17 protein-coding genes are annotated in these 17,237 nt (G+C 66.4%); 6 read left to right on the forward strand and 11 right to left on the reverse strand.

Annotated elements, in window-relative coordinates; translation table 11 throughout:
• Window positions 1-31: 31 nt before the first annotated feature.
• The 8 genes from RDCOP1_RS20230 to RDCOP1_RS21890 form a co-directional block, all read right to left on the reverse strand.
• Window positions 32-649 carry an acetoacetate decarboxylase family protein gene (locus tag RDCOP1_RS20230; protein ID WP_072704855.1) on the reverse strand — a complete coding sequence of 206 codons (618 nt, stop codon included), beginning with the start codon at window positions 647-649 and terminating at the stop codon, window positions 32-34.
• Complete coding sequence (locus RDCOP1_RS20235) at window positions 642-2,357, reverse strand: GMC family oxidoreductase N-terminal domain-containing protein (RefSeq protein WP_072704858.1); 1,716 nt, start codon at window positions 2,355-2,357, stop codon at window positions 642-644. The genes RDCOP1_RS20230 and RDCOP1_RS20235 overlap by 8 nt, the downstream gene beginning before the upstream one ends.
• Entirely contained in the window at window positions 2,354-3,859 is a 1,506-nt protein-coding gene (locus RDCOP1_RS20240) for a flavin-containing monooxygenase (RefSeq protein ID WP_072704861.1), read from the reverse strand. The genes RDCOP1_RS20235 and RDCOP1_RS20240 overlap by 4 nt, the downstream gene beginning before the upstream one ends.
• Window positions 3,856-4,434, reverse strand: a complete 579-nt coding sequence (locus RDCOP1_RS20245) for a TetR/AcrR family transcriptional regulator (RefSeq protein ID WP_072704864.1) — start codon at window positions 4,432-4,434, stop codon at window positions 3,856-3,858. The genes RDCOP1_RS20240 and RDCOP1_RS20245 overlap by 4 nt, the downstream gene beginning before the upstream one ends.
• A gap of 121 nt (window positions 4,435-4,555) precedes the next feature.
• A complete protein-coding gene (locus RDCOP1_RS20250) occupies window positions 4,556-4,990 on the reverse strand; it encodes a GNAT family N-acetyltransferase (protein ID WP_072705168.1) in 435 nt (144 codons plus the stop codon).
• A gap of 106 nt (window positions 4,991-5,096) precedes the next feature.
• Window positions 5,097-6,158, reverse strand: a complete 1,062-nt coding sequence (locus RDCOP1_RS20255; RefSeq protein WP_072704867.1) for an aspartate-semialdehyde dehydrogenase — start codon at window positions 6,156-6,158, stop codon at window positions 5,097-5,099.
• A gap of 2 nt (window positions 6,159-6,160) precedes the next feature.
• On the reverse strand, window positions 6,161-7,426 hold the full coding sequence (locus RDCOP1_RS20260; protein WP_072704870.1) for an aspartate kinase: 1,266 nt from the start codon (window positions 7,424-7,426) through the stop codon (window positions 6,161-6,163).
• Between the two features lie 120 nt (window positions 7,427-7,546).
• Entirely contained in the window at window positions 7,547-7,699 is a 153-nt protein-coding gene (locus RDCOP1_RS21890; RefSeq protein WP_371836837.1) for a hypothetical protein, read from the reverse strand.
• Between the two features lie 316 nt (window positions 7,700-8,015).
• Between RDCOP1_RS21890 and leuA the strand changes: the two genes are divergently transcribed.
• The 4 genes from leuA (at window position 8,016) to RDCOP1_RS20280 (ending at window position 12,370) form a co-directional block, all read left to right on the forward strand.
• A complete protein-coding gene (gene leuA, locus RDCOP1_RS20265; protein ID WP_072704873.1) occupies window positions 8,016-9,824 on the forward strand; it encodes a 2-isopropylmalate synthase in 1,809 nt (602 codons plus the stop codon).
• Window positions 9,825-9,955: 131 nt separating this feature from the next.
• Complete coding sequence (locus RDCOP1_RS20270; protein ID WP_072704876.1) at window positions 9,956-10,357, forward strand: SHOCT domain-containing protein; 402 nt, start codon at window positions 9,956-9,958, stop codon at window positions 10,355-10,357.
• A gap of 56 nt (window positions 10,358-10,413) precedes the next feature.
• Entirely contained in the window at window positions 10,414-11,667 is a 1,254-nt protein-coding gene (locus tag RDCOP1_RS20275; protein WP_072704879.1) for a Mur ligase family protein, read from the forward strand.
• Complete coding sequence (locus RDCOP1_RS20280) at window positions 11,660-12,370, forward strand: type 1 glutamine amidotransferase (protein ID WP_072704882.1); 711 nt, start codon at window positions 11,660-11,662, stop codon at window positions 12,368-12,370. Before RDCOP1_RS20275 ends, RDCOP1_RS20280 begins: the two co-directional genes overlap by 8 nt.
• 16 nt (window positions 12,371-12,386) lie before the next feature.
• Here RDCOP1_RS20280 and RDCOP1_RS20285 read toward each other — a convergent pair whose 3' ends face one another.
• Entirely contained in the window at window positions 12,387-13,232 is an 846-nt protein-coding gene (locus tag RDCOP1_RS20285) for an alpha/beta fold hydrolase (RefSeq protein WP_072704885.1), read from the reverse strand.
• Window positions 13,233-13,378: 146 nt separating this feature from the next.
• Entirely contained in the window at window positions 13,379-14,005 is a 627-nt protein-coding gene (locus RDCOP1_RS20290) for a TetR/AcrR family transcriptional regulator (protein ID WP_072704888.1), read from the reverse strand.
• A 226-nt stretch (window positions 14,006-14,231) separates the two neighbouring features.
• Here RDCOP1_RS20290 and RDCOP1_RS20295 point away from each other — a divergent pair, with 226 nt between their 5' ends.
• Window positions 14,232-15,170: a metal-dependent hydrolase gene (locus tag RDCOP1_RS20295; protein WP_072704891.1), complete on the forward strand. Its 939-nt coding sequence runs from the start codon at window positions 14,232-14,234 to the stop codon at window positions 15,168-15,170.
• Complete coding sequence (locus RDCOP1_RS20300) at window positions 15,170-16,333, forward strand: DUF7802 domain-containing protein (protein ID WP_072704894.1); 1,164 nt, start codon at window positions 15,170-15,172, stop codon at window positions 16,331-16,333. Before RDCOP1_RS20295 ends, RDCOP1_RS20300 begins: the two co-directional genes overlap by 1 nt.
• Here RDCOP1_RS20300 and RDCOP1_RS20305 read toward each other — a convergent pair.
• Window positions 16,282-17,235: an SDR family NAD(P)-dependent oxidoreductase gene (locus RDCOP1_RS20305; protein WP_084722745.1), complete on the reverse strand. Its 954-nt coding sequence runs from the start codon at window positions 17,233-17,235 to the stop codon at window positions 16,282-16,284. The two genes, RDCOP1_RS20300 and RDCOP1_RS20305, sit on opposite strands and share 52 nt — an antisense overlap.
• Between the last annotated feature and the right edge of the window lie 2 nt (window positions 17,236-17,237).

The raw sequence follows: 17,237 nt of genomic DNA on the forward strand, positions 1-17,237 counted from the left end.
TGGAATTAGTCAAGAAAAGGGGCATACCGGCTTACTTCGCAGGTCCTGTGCTCATCCGTCCGGAGGTGATGACGATGCCGTGGTGCGTACCCGGGCGCAGCCACCGGCTCAGCGTCGGACCCTCGGCCTCGACCCCGACGCGGGCATACCGGAACTTCCCGCGCAGCCGGGCCGTCGCACGTGAGAGCGAGCCGTCGTCGCCGGGCTGGGCGAAGGTGAGACCACCGATGATCGGCAGCTGCGGACCACGCGGGCGGGCCGACGTGGCGACCTTCCATCCCCCGCCGACGGCCGAGAAATCACCGGTGACGTCCCCGGAGAACGACGCCAGCACCTTCGGCAGCCTCCAGTGCGCGCGTCCCCCGTGTACCGAGGGTTCCGAGTCGACCGCGATGAACGGCACCGCCATGGCGGGAATCAGTCCCCGTCGCAGCACCGGGCTCGCCAGGATCTCGCGATACGGTCCCACCGGGGAGTCGAGGTAGTCGACCATCATCGCGAGCGTGATCGGAAGGGTCGGCCCGTCCGGTCCGTATTCGGCCGCGGCGGGGGTGCTGCGGTGCCACCACAGCGTTGCGCGTACCTGCGCCGGCCAGGGCGGCGGGGGCGACACCGGCCATTCGGTACGTTCGTCGGCGCTCTCAGGCACTCTCCACAGCATCGGCTGCATCCTCTCGTCGGACCGGGTGAATCGGAAGGCGGAGCGCAGCGGGAGCTTCGGCGGGAACTGCCGGCGCGACCGGCGGCACCGGCGCCACCGGTCGGTACCCAGCCCCCAGCGGCGGGCGCGAATCGGCCTCGCCCTTGTTGGGCCAGAGCGCCATCGCGCGTTCCGCCTGCGCGGTGATCGTCAGCGACGGGTTCACACCGAGGTTTGCGCTGACGGCAGAGCCGTCGACGACGTGCAGACCTTCGTGTCCGTACACGCGCAGATAGGGATCGACCACACCGCGCTCGGCGGAGTCACCGATGGCACACCCACCGAGGAAGTGCGCGGTCATCGGGATGTTGACGAGATCGACGATCGAACCGCCCGGGTCGCCACCGATCTTCTTCGCGATCCGGCGGATCGCCTCGTGCCCGACCGGGATCCACTCGGGAGGCGGGGTACCCGGTCCTTGCTTGCTGGTCAGCCCGCGACCGAACGGTGTGCGCCTGGTCCTCAACTCGAGCGAGTTGTCCTCGGTCTGCATCACCAGGGCGATCACGGTGCGCTCGGACCAGTTCCGCACGGACAGGCTCCGCAGGAACGCACCCGGGTTCCGGGCCGCGACACCGAAGAACTTCAGCAGGCGAGGAAGTCGGCCACCACCGTCGACGAGCAGCGCCTGAATCATCCCGATGAGATTGCTGCCCTTGCCGTATCGCACCGGCTCGATGTGCGTGTGGTCGTCGGGATGGAAGGACGACGTGATCGCCACGCCCCCGGTGTAGTCCACGTCACGGCTCCGGGCAGTCGCCGCGAGCACGGCTTCCGAGTTGGTGCGCACGACCGTTCCGAGCGTGTCCGACAGGTTGGGAAGATCGCCGGTCTCACGACTCGCGAGGAGCAGGCGCGCGGTGCCGTAGGTTCCGGCGGCGACGACGACGTCGTCAGCGGTGAACACGGTCCGCCGCTTACGGAAGCCGTCGGTGCTGCGGGTGTGGACCTCGTACCCGCCGCCGCTCCTGGGGACCACGCGCGTCACCGTGGTGAGCGCGTGGATCGTCGCTCCGGCCTTCTCGGCGAGGTACAGATAATTCTTGACGAGGGTGTTCTTGGCTCCCACACGGCAGCCGGTCATGCAGCTTCCGCATTCGGTGCATCCGGTCCGGTCCGGTCCGGCCCCACCGAAGTACGGGTCGGGCACGGTCTTGCCGGGCTCGTCGAAGAACACGCCCACCGGCGTCGTCACGAAGGTTTCGCCTGCGCCCATCTCCTCGGCGACCTCGCGCATCACCTTGTCCGCGGGAGAGGTCGTCGGATTCGGGCGCACGCCCAGCATCCGCGCCGCCTGGTCGTAATACGGCGACAGTTCGGCTTCCCAGTCGTCGATGTGTCCCCACTGCGCGTCCGTGAAGAACGGTGTGGGCGGTTTGTACAGCGTGTTCGCATAGTTGAGCGATCCACCACCGACACCGGCACCGGCCATCACCAGCACGTCGGGCAGCAGATGCATCCGCTGCACACCGTAGAGCCCCAGGGCGGGAGCCCACACGTACTTGCGCAGGCGCCAGCTGGTCTTCGGCAGATCGTCGTCCGAGAATCGGCGTCCAGCCTCGAGAACACCTACCTTGTAGCCTTTTTCGGTCAGCCGCAACGCTGCGACGCTGCCGCCGAAGCCCGAACCGATGACGAGGACGTCGTAGTGGGTCATGCAGAGACTCCTGCCGCGGCGGTGCGCTGCGTGTAGTTCTCGGGGTCGAATTGCTTTGTGCGAGCGCGGTACTGCCACGTAAACGTCGGCCACATCACGGAGTTGCGACCCTTCTCGTCGATGTACCAGCTGCTGCAACCGCCTGCGTTCCAGACCGTGCCCTCGAGAATCGGATCGAGCGCGTCGGTGTAACGACGCTGTGCTTCGCCGGTGACCTCGACGGCGGTGATGCCCCGGGTCCGCATGGTGCGCAGCGCGTCGACGATGTAGGCGGCCTGGGATTCGAGCATGTACACGATCGAGCTGTGACCGAGGTTGGTGTTCGGCCCGTAGATGAGGAACAGGTTGGGGAAGCCGTGCACGGAGATGCCCAGGTGGGCTGCGGGGCTTCCGTCCCACGCCTCGGCGAGGGTGCGACCGTCCGCCCCTCGGATGTGGTGTGCCACGGGAGGTTCGGTGGGGGTGAAACCGGTGCCGAAGATGATGGTGTCCACCGGGTACTCGTTGCCGTCCTTGTCCACGACGCCGTTTTCCGTCACCGCCGTCAGTCCGGACGACACGACGGTCACATCGGGCCGGGTGATGGTGGGGAACCAGTCGTTGGACAGCAGGATCCGCTTGCATGTGATGGCGAAATCGGGGGTGAGCCGCTCGCGCAGTTTCGGATCCGGCACCTGCTTGCGCAGCACCTGCCGGGCGCGGCGCTCGAACAACGGCAGGAGGTATTTGCGGGCGAACGGCTTCGTCATGCCCACCACGTAGATTTCCTTCTGCCCGTACACGGCGCCCCGCATGAGCTTCTGGACGAAGGGGAAGCGCCGGTACAGCGAACGGACCGAGCGGGCGATCGCGGGGTCGTGCTTGGGCATGACCCACGACGCAGTGCGCTGGAACAGCGTCAGATGGGCGACGCGGTCGACGATGGCGGGGACGAACTGAATGGCGGACGCCCCGGTGCCGATCACTGCGACGCGCTCACCGGAGAGTTCGTGGTCGTGGTCCCACTCTGCGGAGTGGAACGTCTTGCCCCGGAACAACTCGAGTCCGGGCACCTTCGGGTAGGTGGGCGTCGAGAGGGCACCGGTTGCGGCGATGAGCACGTCGGCGGTGAGGTCACCGCGGGAGGTCGACACCGACCAGACCGCACGGCCCTCGTCCCATTGTGCTTCGCGCAGTTCGCATCCGAACATCGTGCGCTCGGTGATGCCCTCGTCGCGTGCGACGCGGCGCAGGTAGGCGTAGATCTCTTCCTGGGTGCCGTGGGCACGCGACCAATCAGGTTCGGGTGCGAAGGAGAACGAGTACAGGGCACTCGGGACGTCGCACGCCGCACCGGGGTAATTGTTGACCCGCCAGGTACCGCCGACGTCGTCTCCGCGTTCGATGACGATCACGTCGGAGGCCGGGTCCTGGCGCAGCAGGGAAGCGGCCATTCCGATTCCGCCGAAACCGGCGCCCACGACAAGCGTGTGCACATGGTCGGGGAGCATCGCAAGACTCATTTCGACACCAAGGCCTTCCAGACCGGGAGCAAGCGCTCCCGGAACTCTCGATCGGATTCGGGGGTGCGCATCAGGGCGGATACGGCGAAACCTCGTGCCAGCTCTATGCCCAGATCGATGATGTCGGGACTCACCCGGTCGCCCATGATTTCGAGGCAACCCGTCCGCAGGGCGTCGGACACCTTGCGTTCGAGCTGGATCATCGCCGCGTGGAGCGCCGGGTCGGTTCGTGCCGCTACCCACAGTTCGAGTGCGGCGTCGAACAACGGCCCGGTGAATGCGTCGAACAGTGCCTCGAAGCCGTACTCCGGGTCGGGCTGGGACTCGAGGATCTCCATGAGCCGCTTGTCCACCAGGTGCTCGACGGCCGCGACGACCAGCGACTCCTTGGTGGGAAAGTGGTGCAACTGAGCACCGCGCGAGACGCCGGCGCGCTTCGCGATGCCCTGCGTGCTGATACCCGAGTACCCCTGCTCGACGAGCGAGTCCACCGCTGCGTCGAGAAGCTTGGCCCGGGTGGCCGCGGTGCGCTGCGCCTGCGTTCGTGTGGCGCCGGGCACAGTGTTCTGGATCACGCTACGGATGGTAACGGCAATTCAACAAACAGTCCAGACTGTTTGTAACTAATTCCTGAAGGGGGTTTCGGTCACCCTGCCGATCGATCTCCTACGAATCCGAATTCGCGGAAGTCGAAACTCATCTGCCGGAGCGTCTCATCGGCACGTGGTCGATACCCGCTTCGAGGAAGTTCGGCCCCGTACGCTCGAAACCGAATCTGCCGTACCAGTCTTCGAGATACGCCTGGGCGTGGATTTCGATCGGCTGGGGGAAATCGTCGAGCGCGGTCTCGATCAACCGGGCAGCGATCCCCCGGCCCCGGGCCCGTTTCGCGGTCGCGACCCGTCCGATGTGGACCACCGGCCCGTCGGCGAGAACGCGCAGCGTCGCCACCACGTCGCCGTCTTCCTCGGCCCAGTAGTGCATCGTGGTCGGTTCGAGATCGAGACCGTCGAGTTCGGGTTCGCAGACGATTCCCTGCTCGTACACGAACACCTCGGTACGCAACCGGACGATGCGGTAGAGCGTGGCCGGCGCGAGGCGGTCGAGAGTTGCGGAACGAATGGACGTCACCCCCGCCATCCTAGGGTGAAGGTCCGTCGGCACCTTCCACAGAAACAAACGAGTGGACCACCCCGAAGGATGATCCACTCGCTCGAGTACGGATTAGTGCAGGAGGTCAGACGAGCAACTCCGCAATCTGAATGGTGTTGAGGGCAGCACCCTTACGCAGATTGTCACCCGACACGAACAACGCGAGCCCGCGGCCCTCCGGCGCGCCCGGATCCTGGCGGATCCGCCCCACCAGGGAAACATCGTCACCCGCTGCCGCGAGCGGCGTCGGAACATCGACGAGCTTGACGCCGGGAGCGTCGGCAAGGATCTCCCGCGCGCGCTCGACCGACAGGGGTCGCTCGAACTCCGCGTTGATCGCCAGGGAATGGCCGGTCACGACCGGCACGCGCACGCACGTTCCGGACACGAGCAGATCCGGAAGGCCCAGAATCTTGCGCGACTCGTTGCGCAGCTTCTGGTCTTCATCGGTTTCACCGGAACCGTCGTCGACGAGCGAACCGGCGAGCGGCAGCACGTTGAACGCGATCGGTGCGACGTACTTGTCGGGTGCCGGGAAATCGACCGCGCTGCCGTCGTGCACCAGCTTCTCCGCGTCGTCGATGACTGCGCGGGCCTGGCCGAGCAGTTCCTCGACACCGGCGATACCGCTGCCGGAGACCGCCTGGTAGCTCGAGACGATCAGACGCTGGAGACCCGCCTCGTCGTGCAGTGCCTTGAGCACCGGCATCGCGGCCATGGTCGTGCAGTTCGGGTTCGCGATGATGCCCTTCGGCGGGTTCTTCGCCTGCTCCGGATTGACCTCGCTGACCACGAGCGGAACCTCGGGGTCCTTGCGCCATGCCGAGGAGTTGTCCACGACGGTCGCGCCTGCCGCGGCGAAGCGGGGAGCCTGCTCGCGGGACAGCGTCGCACCGGCCGAGAACAACGCGATGTCGATACCCGCGAGGTCCTCGTCGGAAGTCGCCGCGGCGTCCTCGACGACGATCTCCTCGCCGCGGAACGGGAGCTTCTTGCCGGCCGAGCGAGCCGAGGCGAAGAACCGGACCTTGTCGGCCGGGAAGTTCCGCTCCTCGAGGAGCGTGCGCATGACGATGCCGACCTGACCGGTCGCACCCACAACAGCAATGGTCTTCCCCGTCGCTGCGCTCGCCTGAGTCGTCGTCATGATTACCGTCCCGTCCCTGCGTGTACGACTGCTTCCTCGTCGCCACCGAGATCGAAGGCCGCGTGCAGAGCACGCACCGCCTCGTCGAGTTGGGTGTCGTTGACGAGGACCGAGATGCGGATCTCGGAGGTCGAGATGAGGTCGATGTTGATTCCGGCGTCGGCGAGTGCCTCGCAGAACTTGGCGGTGACGCCGGGATGGCTCCTCATGCCTGCGCCGACGAGGGAGACCTTGCCGATGTGGTCGTCGAAGAGGACCTGCGTGAAGCCGATCTCTTCCTGCCGCTTGGTGAGCAGTTCGACTGCGCGCGGAGCGTCGGAGGTGGGCAGGGTGAAGGTGATGTCGGTCTTGCCGGTCTCGACCTTCGAGATGTTCTGCAGCACCATGTCGATGTTGATGTCGGCGTCGGCGACCGCACGGAACACCTTGGCGGCATAGCCGGGGGTATCCGGCAGACCGACCACGGTGATCTTCGCTTCGCCGCGATCGTGCGCGACGCCGGTGATCAGTGCCTCTTCCACAGGGATGTCCTCCATCGATCCGGACACGATGGTGCCGGGCTTGGTGGTGTACGACGAACGAACGTGCACAGGCACGTTGTAGCGGCGGGCGTATTCGACGCACCGCAGCATCAGGACTTTGGCGCCACTCGCGGCGAGCTCGAGCATCTCCTCGAAGGACACCTTCTCGAGCCGCTGCGCGTCCTTCACGATTCGTGGGTCCGCGGTGAACACGCCGTCGACGTCGGTGTAGATCTCGCACACGTCCGCTTCCAGTGCGGCGGCGAGAGCGACGGCGGTGGTGTCGGAGCCGCCACGACCGAGGGTTGTGATGTCCTTGCTGTCCTGGCTCACGCCCTGGAATCCGGCGACCAGCACGATGCTGCCCTCGTCGAGGGCGGCGCGGACACGGCCGGGCGTGACGTCGATGATCTTCGCGTTTCCGTGGCTGCCCGTGGTGATCACGCCGGCCTGTGAGCCGGTGAAGGAACGGGCCTCGGCACCGAGGGAGTGAATGGCCATCGCGACCAAGGAGTTCGAGATTCGCTCACCCGAGGTCAGGAGCATGTCCATCTCCCGCGCCGGGGGCACCGGGCATACCTGCTGGGCGAGGTCGAGCAGTTCGTCGGTGGTGTCACCCATCGCCGACACGACGACTACGACGTCGTTGCCCGCCTTCTTGGTCTCGACGATCCTTTCAGCGACGCGCCGGATCCTCTCGGCCGTCGCGACCGAGGATCCTCCGTACTTCTGGACGACGAGTGCCACGCTGTCGAACCTCCGGGTTGGGAACAAGTCCAGTGGCCAAGCTTACCGATGGCTATATCGGGGGCGGTCGGGCCCATCGGGAAAGTGTCGTGCGCAACATCACGCTGCTCACTGCCCGCGTCACATACCCTCTCGGGCGATCGACAGCGCAACCTCGTCCAGCCGCCGCCGCAGATACCGGGCCGTTGCCTCGTTGCCCGTCGCTTCCAGTGCTGCAAGCCCGGCCTCCCATTCGTCCCGGAACCCGACGGCCACCGCACGGTTGACCGCCACGACCGGAGATCCCGACAACTCCAGCAGGCGGTCGTAAGCACCGACGATCGTGGCCCAGTCATCGCTCTCCTCTCGTCTCGGAAAGAGGCGGGAGGCCCCTTTGTAAAGACGACGAACAATCGGAGCCTTTTCGAACAATGCGGGGGCCAGCAGTGCAATGTAGCGAGGTGGCGTTACACTGCTTGGCATGCAGCGCGCGCTTCTCCTCGGCCGCCGCGGCGGGATCTGACCAGACCGGCTTCCCGTCGCGGGGTTTCTACGCGCCGGTCGATATCCTGATCTGGACCCACCGGTCCCACCTCTTTGGAGATACGTCATGTCACCCGCCGACGCTTTCACCTCCGGTTCGCGCACCATCACGCCGCCGAGCAAGCCCGCGCCCGCCGATCAGCCCGCGTGGAACACCCAGAAGAACTCGTCGATGCCCACGTACCGGTACCGGCCGTTCGCCGAGGAAGTCGAGCCGGTCTCGCTGCCCGACCGCACCTGGCCCGACAAGATCATCGACCGCGCTCCCGGCTGGTGTGCCGTGGACCTGCGTGACGGCAACCAGGCGCTCATCGATCCGATGAGCCCGGCCCGCAAGCGCCGCATGTTCGACCTGCTGGTGCGCATGGGGTACAAGGAGATCGAGGTCGGCTTCCCGTCCGCGAGCCAGACCGACTTCGACTTCGTCCGGGAAATCATCGAGGACAACGCGATTCCCGACGACGTCACGATTCAGGTGCTGACGCAGTCGCGTCCGGAACTGATCCGCCGCACGTTCGAGGCATGCGTCGGCGCACAGAACGTGATCGTGCACTTCTACAACTCGACGTCGATCCTGCAGCGCCGCGTGGTGTTCCGCGCCGACAAGGACGCCGTCAAGAAGATCGCGACCGACGCCGCCGAACTGGTGATCGAGACCGCGAAGGACTACCCCGATACCAACTGGCGGTGGGAGTACTCCCCCGAGTCCTACACCGGCACCGAACTGTCCTACGCCAAGGAAGTGTGCGACGCCGTCGTCGAAACTCTGGGAGCCACCCCCGAGCGCCCGGTGATCATCAACCTGCCGGCGACCGTCGAGATGGCCACGCCCAACGTGTACGCCGATTCGATCGAGTGGATGCACCGCAACCTGGCGAAGCGCGACTCGATCATCCTGTCGCTGCACCCCCACAACGACCGCGGGACCGGTGTCGCGGCCGCCGAGCTGGGTTTCCAGGCCGGTGCCGACCGTATCGAGGGTTGCCTGTTCGGGAACGGCGAACGCACCGGCAATGTATGCCTGGTGACCCTGGGCCTGAACATGTTCAGCCGCGGCGTCGACCCGCAGATCGACTTCTCGAACATCGACGAGATCCGCCGCACCGTCGAGTACTGCAACCAGCTGCCCGTTCCCGAGCGGCACCCCTACGGCGGCGACCTGGTCTACACGGCGTTCTCCGGTAGCCACCAGGACGCGATCAACAAGGGCATGGACGTCATGAAGGCCGACGCCGATGCGGCCGGTTCCGACGTCGACGACATCACGTGGGCCGTCCCGTACCTGCCGATCGACCCGAAGGACGTCGGCCGCAGCTACGAGGCCGTGATCCGCGTGAACTCGCAGTCCGGCAAGGGCGGCATCGCGTACATCATGAAGCACGACCACGGACTGAACCTGCCGCGTCGCCTGCAGATCGAGTTCTCCCAGTCCGTGCAGGCCGTCACCGACGGAGAGGGCGGCGAGGTCAGCCCCAAGGAGATGTGGGACATCTTCCACGAGGAGTACCTGGCTCCCGTCACCCCGCTCGAGCGGATCCGCCAGAAGGTCACCGCCGCCGAGACCGACGACGGCGAGGACACCGTCACCGCGGTTCTCAAGGTGAACGGCGTCGAGAAGGAGATCACGGGTACCGGTAACGGCCCGCTGGCCGCCTTCGTCGACGGCCTCGAGTCCCTGGGCTACCGCGTCGCCGTACGCGGATACTCCGAGCATGCGATGTCGGCGGGCGACGACGCGAACGCCGCGGCCTACGTCGAGGCGGACGTGACCCGTCCCGACGGCACCACCACGCTCGTCTGGGGTGTGGGAATCGCTTCGTCCATCACCGTTGCGTCGCTGCGCGCAGTCGTCTCGGCGGTGAACCGGGCAAGCTGATCTTTCTGCCGATTCGGCACAAGTCCCACTCTGCGCGGCGGTACTCTCGGAAAGTTCCCGGGGTACCGCCGCGCAGTTCTCGGTACGCATCCCCGGACCACTGAACTCAACCTTCGGGTAAGGGGATCGTCGTGGATTTCTGGGACATCATCTGGTTCATCGTCGTCAGTTTCGCCTTCATCGCCTACCTCATCATGCTGTGGATGATCATCAGCGATCTGTTCCGCAATCGTGAGCAGTCCGGTTGGGTGAAAGCGATCTGGATTGTCTTCCTGTTCGTTTTCCCGCTGCTCACCGGGCTGGTGTACCTGGTGATCCACGGTCGCGGGATGGCCGAGCGGTCCGCGCGAGAGGCCGCGCAGATCAAGTCCGCTCAGGACAACTACATTCGTGAGGTCGCAGGCAAATCCCCGGCCGAGCACATCGCGGATGCCAAGGCACTGCTCGACGCCGGCACCATCACCGAGGACGAGTTCCAGGTGCTCAAGTCGCAAGCCTTGAGCGGCGTGACGGAGGCCACCCGTACTTCCTGACACAGTTGGCAAGCCGCCGTCGGCGGCTCCTGTACGGCTGTGGAACACTCGCCGACGTGGGAACTAGTACTGGAATCACCGCGCGCGGCCGGCTCGCCCTACGCGCCGCCAAAGCCGCCGCCTGGGCGTCCCAGAAGGCCGGACGCGGTAAGGGCTCGATGATCGGTGGGCTCATCGCCCTGAAGATCGAGCCGACGCTGATGAAGCAGGTCGGTCACGGGCGCCGCACAGTGCTCGTCACCGGCACCAACGGCAAGTCGACGACGACGCGGATGACGGCAGCCGCTCTGGAGACGATCGACAAGACCGTCACGCAGGCGGACGGTGCGAACATGGATGCGGGCATCGTTGCCGCGCTCGCGTCCGACCTCCACGCGCCGCTCGCCGCGATCGAGGTCGACGAACTCCATACCCCGCACGTGGCCGACGCCCTGGAACCCGAAGCGATCGTGCTGCTCAATCTCAGCCGCGATCAACTCGACCGCGTCGGCGAGATCAACATGATCGAACGCAAGTTGCGGGCGGGCCTTCAGCGGCACCCCGACGCCGTGATCGTCGCGAACTGTGACGACGTGCTCGTCACGTCGGCCGCGTACGACAACCCCAATGTCGTGTGGGTCGCCGCCGGCGCGGGCTGGGCGAACGATTCGGTGAGTTGCCCGCGCACCGGGGAACCCATCGCACGCGAAGGCGTCCACTGGTACAGCACAGGATCCGATTTCGCTCGGCCGCAACCGGATTGGTGGGTCGACGACGACAACCTGTACGGCCCCGACGGCCTTGTGCTGCCGCTGAAGCTGACACTGCCCGGCAAGGCCAACCGCGGCAACGCCGCCCAGGCGGTCGCGGCCGCGGTCGCGTTGGGCGCCGACCCTGCCGAAGCGGTCGCCGCAGCGGCAGTCGTCGACGAGGTCGCGGGCCGTTACAAGACCGTCCAGGTGGGCCCGCATTCGGTGCACATGCTCCTGGCCAAGAATCCGGCGGGCTGGCAGGAAGCGCTGTCGATGATCGATCCGACCGTCGACGGGCTCGTCATCGCCGTCAACGGTCAGGTGCCCGACGGCGAAGACCTTTCCTGGCTGTGGGATGTGCGGTTCGAGCACTTCGAAGGAATTCAGGTGGTCGCGGCAGGTGAGCGCGGCACAGACCTCGCGGTGCGCCTCACCTACGCGGGCGTCGACCACACGCTCGTCCCGGACCCGCTGAAAGCGATCGCATCCTGCCCGCCCGGCCGGGTGGAGGTACTGGCCAACTACACCGCGTTCCGGGATCTCAACACCGAAATCTCCAGGAGGACGGCCAATGTCTGACTCGACCGTTCGGATCGGGCTCGTACTGCCCGACGTCATGGGCACCTACGGCGACGGTGGAAACGCTCTCGTGCTCCGCCAGCGTCTCCGGATGCGCGGCCACGACGCCGAGGTCATCGAGATCGGGTTGAGCGACCCGGTGCCCGAATCGCTCGACATCTACACTCTCGGCGGAGCAGAAGACGCGGCGCAACGTCTCGCCACGCGGCACCTCCAGCGCTACCCCGGTCTGCAGCAGGCCGCGGGGCGCGGGGCTCCCGTCCTCGCGATCTGCGCAGCCATCCAGGTTCTCGGCCACTGGTACGAAACCTCATCGGGTGAGCGTGTCGACGGCGTCGGACTCCTCGACGTGACGACCGCACCGCAAGAGACCCGTTCGATCGGGGAGATCGTCACCCAGCCTGTCGCCTACGGGCTCACACAGACCTTGACCGGTTTCGAAAATCACCGGGGTGGAACGACTCTCGGCCCGGACGCCACCGGGCTCGGCCGCGTCTCACGTGGCGTGGGCAACGGCGTCGGCGACGGACTCGAGGGCGCTGTCCAGGGTTCGGTGATCGGTACCTATCTGCACGGGCCGGTGCTGGCTCGCAATCCCGAGCTCGCCGACCGCCTTCTCGCCCGGGCACTGGGCGTGGACTCCCTCCCACCGCTGGACCTTCCGGAGGTCGAACTCCTCAGGCGAGAACGCCTGCGCGCCTGACGTTCCCGAGCACGCGTCAGCTGTTGGCTGTCGCGTGCTCGACGACGAGGCGTGCCAGCTCGTCGGGCACCTCGTCGGGGATCCAGTGGCTGACACCGGCGAGCGTTTCCGACCGGTACGGACCCGAGACGTAGTGCGGGGTGGCGTCCACCCCGGCCGGCCCGACGGCGATGTCGCGGTCGCTCCACACCATCAGGGTGGGCACGGTGACGGGGTCGAGCGTCGCCTTAGGGTCGGTCCACAGCATTGCCCGGTACCAATTCACCCCTCCCCGTACGGCCGACCGGTCGGCGAGCCGCGCGGCGTCGCGCGCCGCGGCGGCACGAGGTTGCCCCGACCCGCGGAGAACGGAGTTCGCGATCCGCTCGTTGCTCAGCAGGAACTCGGGGATCCACGGGAACTGGAACAACAGCATGTACCAGGACCTGAGCAGTTGTGTGCTGGTGACGAAGGCGCGAAGGAACGCGGCGGGGTGGGGCACAGACACCGCTGTGAGCGACTGGACCAGGTCGGGCCGGCGGGCAGCCACGGACCACGCGATGACCGAACCCCAGTCGTGGCCGACGAGGTGCACGCGAGAACCGGCGCCGACCGCCTCGATGAGGGCGACGGCGTCCTCGGTGATCTGAGGAATCCTGTAGTCGCGGCGTCGCCGTGGCCGTGCCCGGGGTGAACAGCCGCGCTGGTCCGGAGCGATCGTGCGGTATCCGGCGTCGTGAAGTATCGGCGCGACGCCCTCCCAGGAACGGGAATCCTGCGGAAAACCGTGGAGCAAGACGACGATCTCGCCGCCGATCGGCCCCTCGTCCCGGACGTCGAACGTCAGCCCGTCGCGGTCGACGGTCGTGATGCGTTCCCCCACCTGATCCCCCCTCGACGCACCGCCCCCACACAGGGGTTCGGCCCGGTGTCGCTTTCGCGCTGCCGGGCCGGATCTCTGCTTCACGAGCGCTTCTCTGTCGTCCGCGGACGTCATCGGCTCGATTCGCACCTTCTATGTTACCTACGTCACACGCGGGGATGCAAGCGCTCGGGGTGCTGCGCGAGGATCGCAGTCCCCATCCATCGACGCAGATACCGGCGCAGTTCGTCGTCGCTGCGGGGCGGGTCCCCCGGCGATACGAAGAACGACTGCATCGTCCGCAGCACGTACTCGACCAATTCACCCAGCGACTCGTCGTCGTAGCCGTAGTGCTCCCAGTCGACGTCGAACCGCCGGATCATGGTCATGCCGAAGGCACGGGCTTCGCCCGAGGCCATCACTTCCGGATGCGGGTCCGAATACGTACTCGAGAGCAGGATGCCCAGATGCGGGGTGCGGCGGACTTCCGCCAGCGTGAACACCACCCCTTCGACCATCGCCTCAGCGGGATCGCTGATGCCGGCGACCTGGTCGGCGAGCCGATCGAGAAATCCCTCGACCGACGCGATCGCGGCCGCGCGCATCAAGGCGTCGGCACTGGTGAAGTACCGGTACACCGTCTGACGGATGACTCCGAGCGACTGCGCGACGTCGGCGATGCTGATTTCCGCCCCGGACTGCGCGATCAGCTCGACCGCTGCCGCGACTATCCGCCGCGAGGCCTCCTCGTCGTCGACGGGAGGACGCCCGCCCCACCCACGTCTCCGCGCCACAATCTGCTTCCTCGGGTACCACGACCTGCAACAAGAATCCGACGGTAACACGGCGCACGTTCACCCACCGGGCCTGCCGCAGGTCACGGGGCCTTCCGCATCCGCGCCGGGATTCCTATCATACAAATGAGCGCACTGATGTATGGTCACGCCGAACCGAGGCCTCGTCACCTGGGGCCCCACCCGTCCGGTCTCCCCGACCGGCATGAGACGAGGTAGCGCCACGATGACGAACCTGCAGGTCCGGAAGATGCGCTTCGCATTCGCGGACTACGACGTGCCGTTCCTGTGGAACGAGGAGAACCCGGCCTTCTCGAGCATGGCCAACGCAGTGTCGTTCCTCGCGATCGGCTTCGAGAAGATGATCGTGAACATGGTCCAGGAGGTCGTGGACCGGATCGCCGACCCGAAGGTGGTCGAGGAAGCCAACGCCTTCATGTACCAGGAAGGCCAGCACTCCACCGCCCATCGACAGCACGTCAAGGGCCTGATCAGGAGCTACCCGGGTCTACAGGAAACGCTCGACGAGGTCGTCGCGGCGTTCGACCGCCTCACGGCGGAGAAATCTCTCGAGTACCGCCTGGCCTACACCGCGGATCTGGAAGCAACCTTCACCCCGGTGTTCAAGCTGATGCTCGACAACGACGAACATCTCTTCCGCCCCGGCGACGACCGTGTCGCGTCGCTGTTCATCTGGCACTTCGTCGAAGAGGTCGAGCACCGCAGTTCCGCGCTCATCATCTTCGACGCGGTGGTCGGCAGCGACCTCTACCGGATGCGCAGGGCCCCATCGGTTTTCAAGCACGTACTCGACGTCATCGCAATCGCCTGCGACGGCTTCAACAAGCATGTGCCGATCGAGGACCGGAAGATCGACGCCATGTCGATGTTCGCGTCGTACCGCCGGAAGCAGATCCTGCGCAAACGCCTGCCGTTCCTCGACGCCGAGGACCACGGGCCGATGCCGCGGGCCTTCGACGTTCTGCCGCTGCGTGAACAGCTGGTCGCGCTGGCCGGCGTCGTGCGCAGCCAGTTGCCCAAGCACAACCCCGATCACGAGAAGCTTCCCGCGCTCGCCGACGTGTGGTTCGAACGGTTCGACGCCGGCTACGACGTCTCGCACTGGTACACCGCCGAGACCGCATCCACGCGGGAGGCGGACTGATGTCGGATCTCTGCTCCCCCACGTTCGAGGATCTCGCGACGCGGCTGGGGTTCTCGTGCGCCGAAGCCGGTGGGCTCTTCGAGTTGCGCAGCCCCTTCGCACTCGAGAACTGGACCCTTCCCGTGCTCGAACTGACGATCGTGGTCGGAGCCGTTCTGGCACTGATCTACGCGATCGTCCGGCTCCGCCGCACAGGTGATCCCACCAACCTCGTCTTGTGGCTCGGAACGCTCGCGTTCCTCTTCATCATCGAACCGCTGCTGTACTTCCCCGACGCCTTCGGCGTCGAGGAATACGTGGACACGATGTTCGCGCACAACGTGTTCACGGTCGAATTCATGTGGGGACGCCTACCCCTGTACATCATCGCGATCTATCCGCTCATGGCGACGATCGCGTTCGAGATCGTCCGGATGCTCGGAGTGTTCCGGCAGTACGGCACCCTGATCGGAGCGGCGTGCGTCGGCTTCGTCCATCACGCCTTCTACGAGATCTTCGATCATCTCGGTCCGCAACTGCGGTGGTGGGAGTGGTCGCTCGACAATCCGGTCAACCAGCCGTTCTTCGACTCGGTGCCGCTGCCGAGCGTCGTCGTCTTCGCCGCCCTGTGGCCGATGTCGCTGGCGTTCTGCGTCCAGTTCTTCGTCGGTCGCCACGCGGATGCCGGCCGCAGGTTCGGTGGTCTCGAACTGGTCTGGCGGACCGTGGTCGTCGGACTCCTCGCCGCTTTGGGAACGGTGATCCTCCCGGCGCCCGCGACCGTCATCGGGATGGGCAGCACGACGGTCCGCGCGACCGTCTACGCCGCCGAACTCATCCTCGTCTCTGCCGTCGCGATCTACGTCCTCGCACGGCAGTGGCGACGGTTGCGCACCAGCCGGGCACCCGGATCCCCGGAGACACCCGCATACTCCAACGACTTCGTCAGGTATTTCAGCATCGCGTATCTGGCCGTGATGGCGGTGCTGTGGGCGAGTGCGCTGCCCGACTACTTCGCGGCCACCGACGGCGTGACCGGCAACGGCGATCCGGTCGGCAACCTCTGGTACACGGTGGCGTGCTTCGTGGTCGCGATACTCGTTGTGGCAGCGACCTTCACGATCCCGCGGAACTACTCGCCGAGCACCGACGACGCCCGGACGAGGACACTGTCCGGCGCATAGTTGGCCCAACCCGTACCGGGCCAGTTGAACCACCCCGACGACGCGAGCGTGCCACCGTCGGGGTGGAGCGTCGTTCCGGTGATGAAGGACGACAGGCCCGACGCGAGGAACACGACGCAGTTCGACACGTCGTGGACGTGGCCCACCCGTCCCATCGGAATGGCGATACCTGCACTGCGCGGATCGGCGAGCGCGTGCTCGCCCACGGCAAGTTGTTCGAGGTTGGGCGTCGGAACGAAGTCCGGGGCCACGTTGTTCACACGGATGCCGTCGGGCGCCACCTCGACGGCAAGAGTGCGGGCGAATTGCTCGACGGCAGCCTTCGCCGCCGAATACACGGCGAATCCGGGTGCGGCACGGTGTGCTTCGATGGTCGTGAGGTTGACGATGCTGCCCCCGCGGCCCCCGTTCTGCATGCGGGGCACGGCGAGCGAGCACGCGTGCAGCACATGCGAGAGGTTGGTGCGCAGAAGTGCGTCCCAGCCCTTGGGCTTGGTGTCGACGAACGGCGATCGGAACGTTCCCCCGACGATGTTCACCAGGATGTCGAGTCTCCCCCATCGCTCGTCGACGGCACCGAACAGAGCCTCGAGCGTCTCCGGGTCCCGGGCGTCACCGTGCCGGACGAGGGCGTCGACGCCGCTCTCGCGCAGCGACGCATCGAGTGCGTCGACTGCCTTGCGGTCGATGTCGAGGACTGCGGGTCGCACGCCGTTGGTGGCGAGGTCGCGGACGATCGCCTCGCCGAGGCCACCGGCACCTCCGGTGATCACGGCGACGGTGCCGGTGAGACCTGCGCGTTCGGCGAACCAGCCTCCGGTCGCGCTGTTCCCCTCGGCGGTGTTCTGCGTGGCGGCATTCTCCGTGGTAGTGGCGTTCTGAACGTCGGTCGAGTTATGCACGG

This window comes from Rhodococcus coprophilus NBRC 100603 (genome assembly GCF_001895045.1).
GTDB classification, from domain to species: Bacteria; Actinomycetota; Actinomycetes; order Mycobacteriales; family Mycobacteriaceae; genus Rhodococcus; species Rhodococcus coprophilus.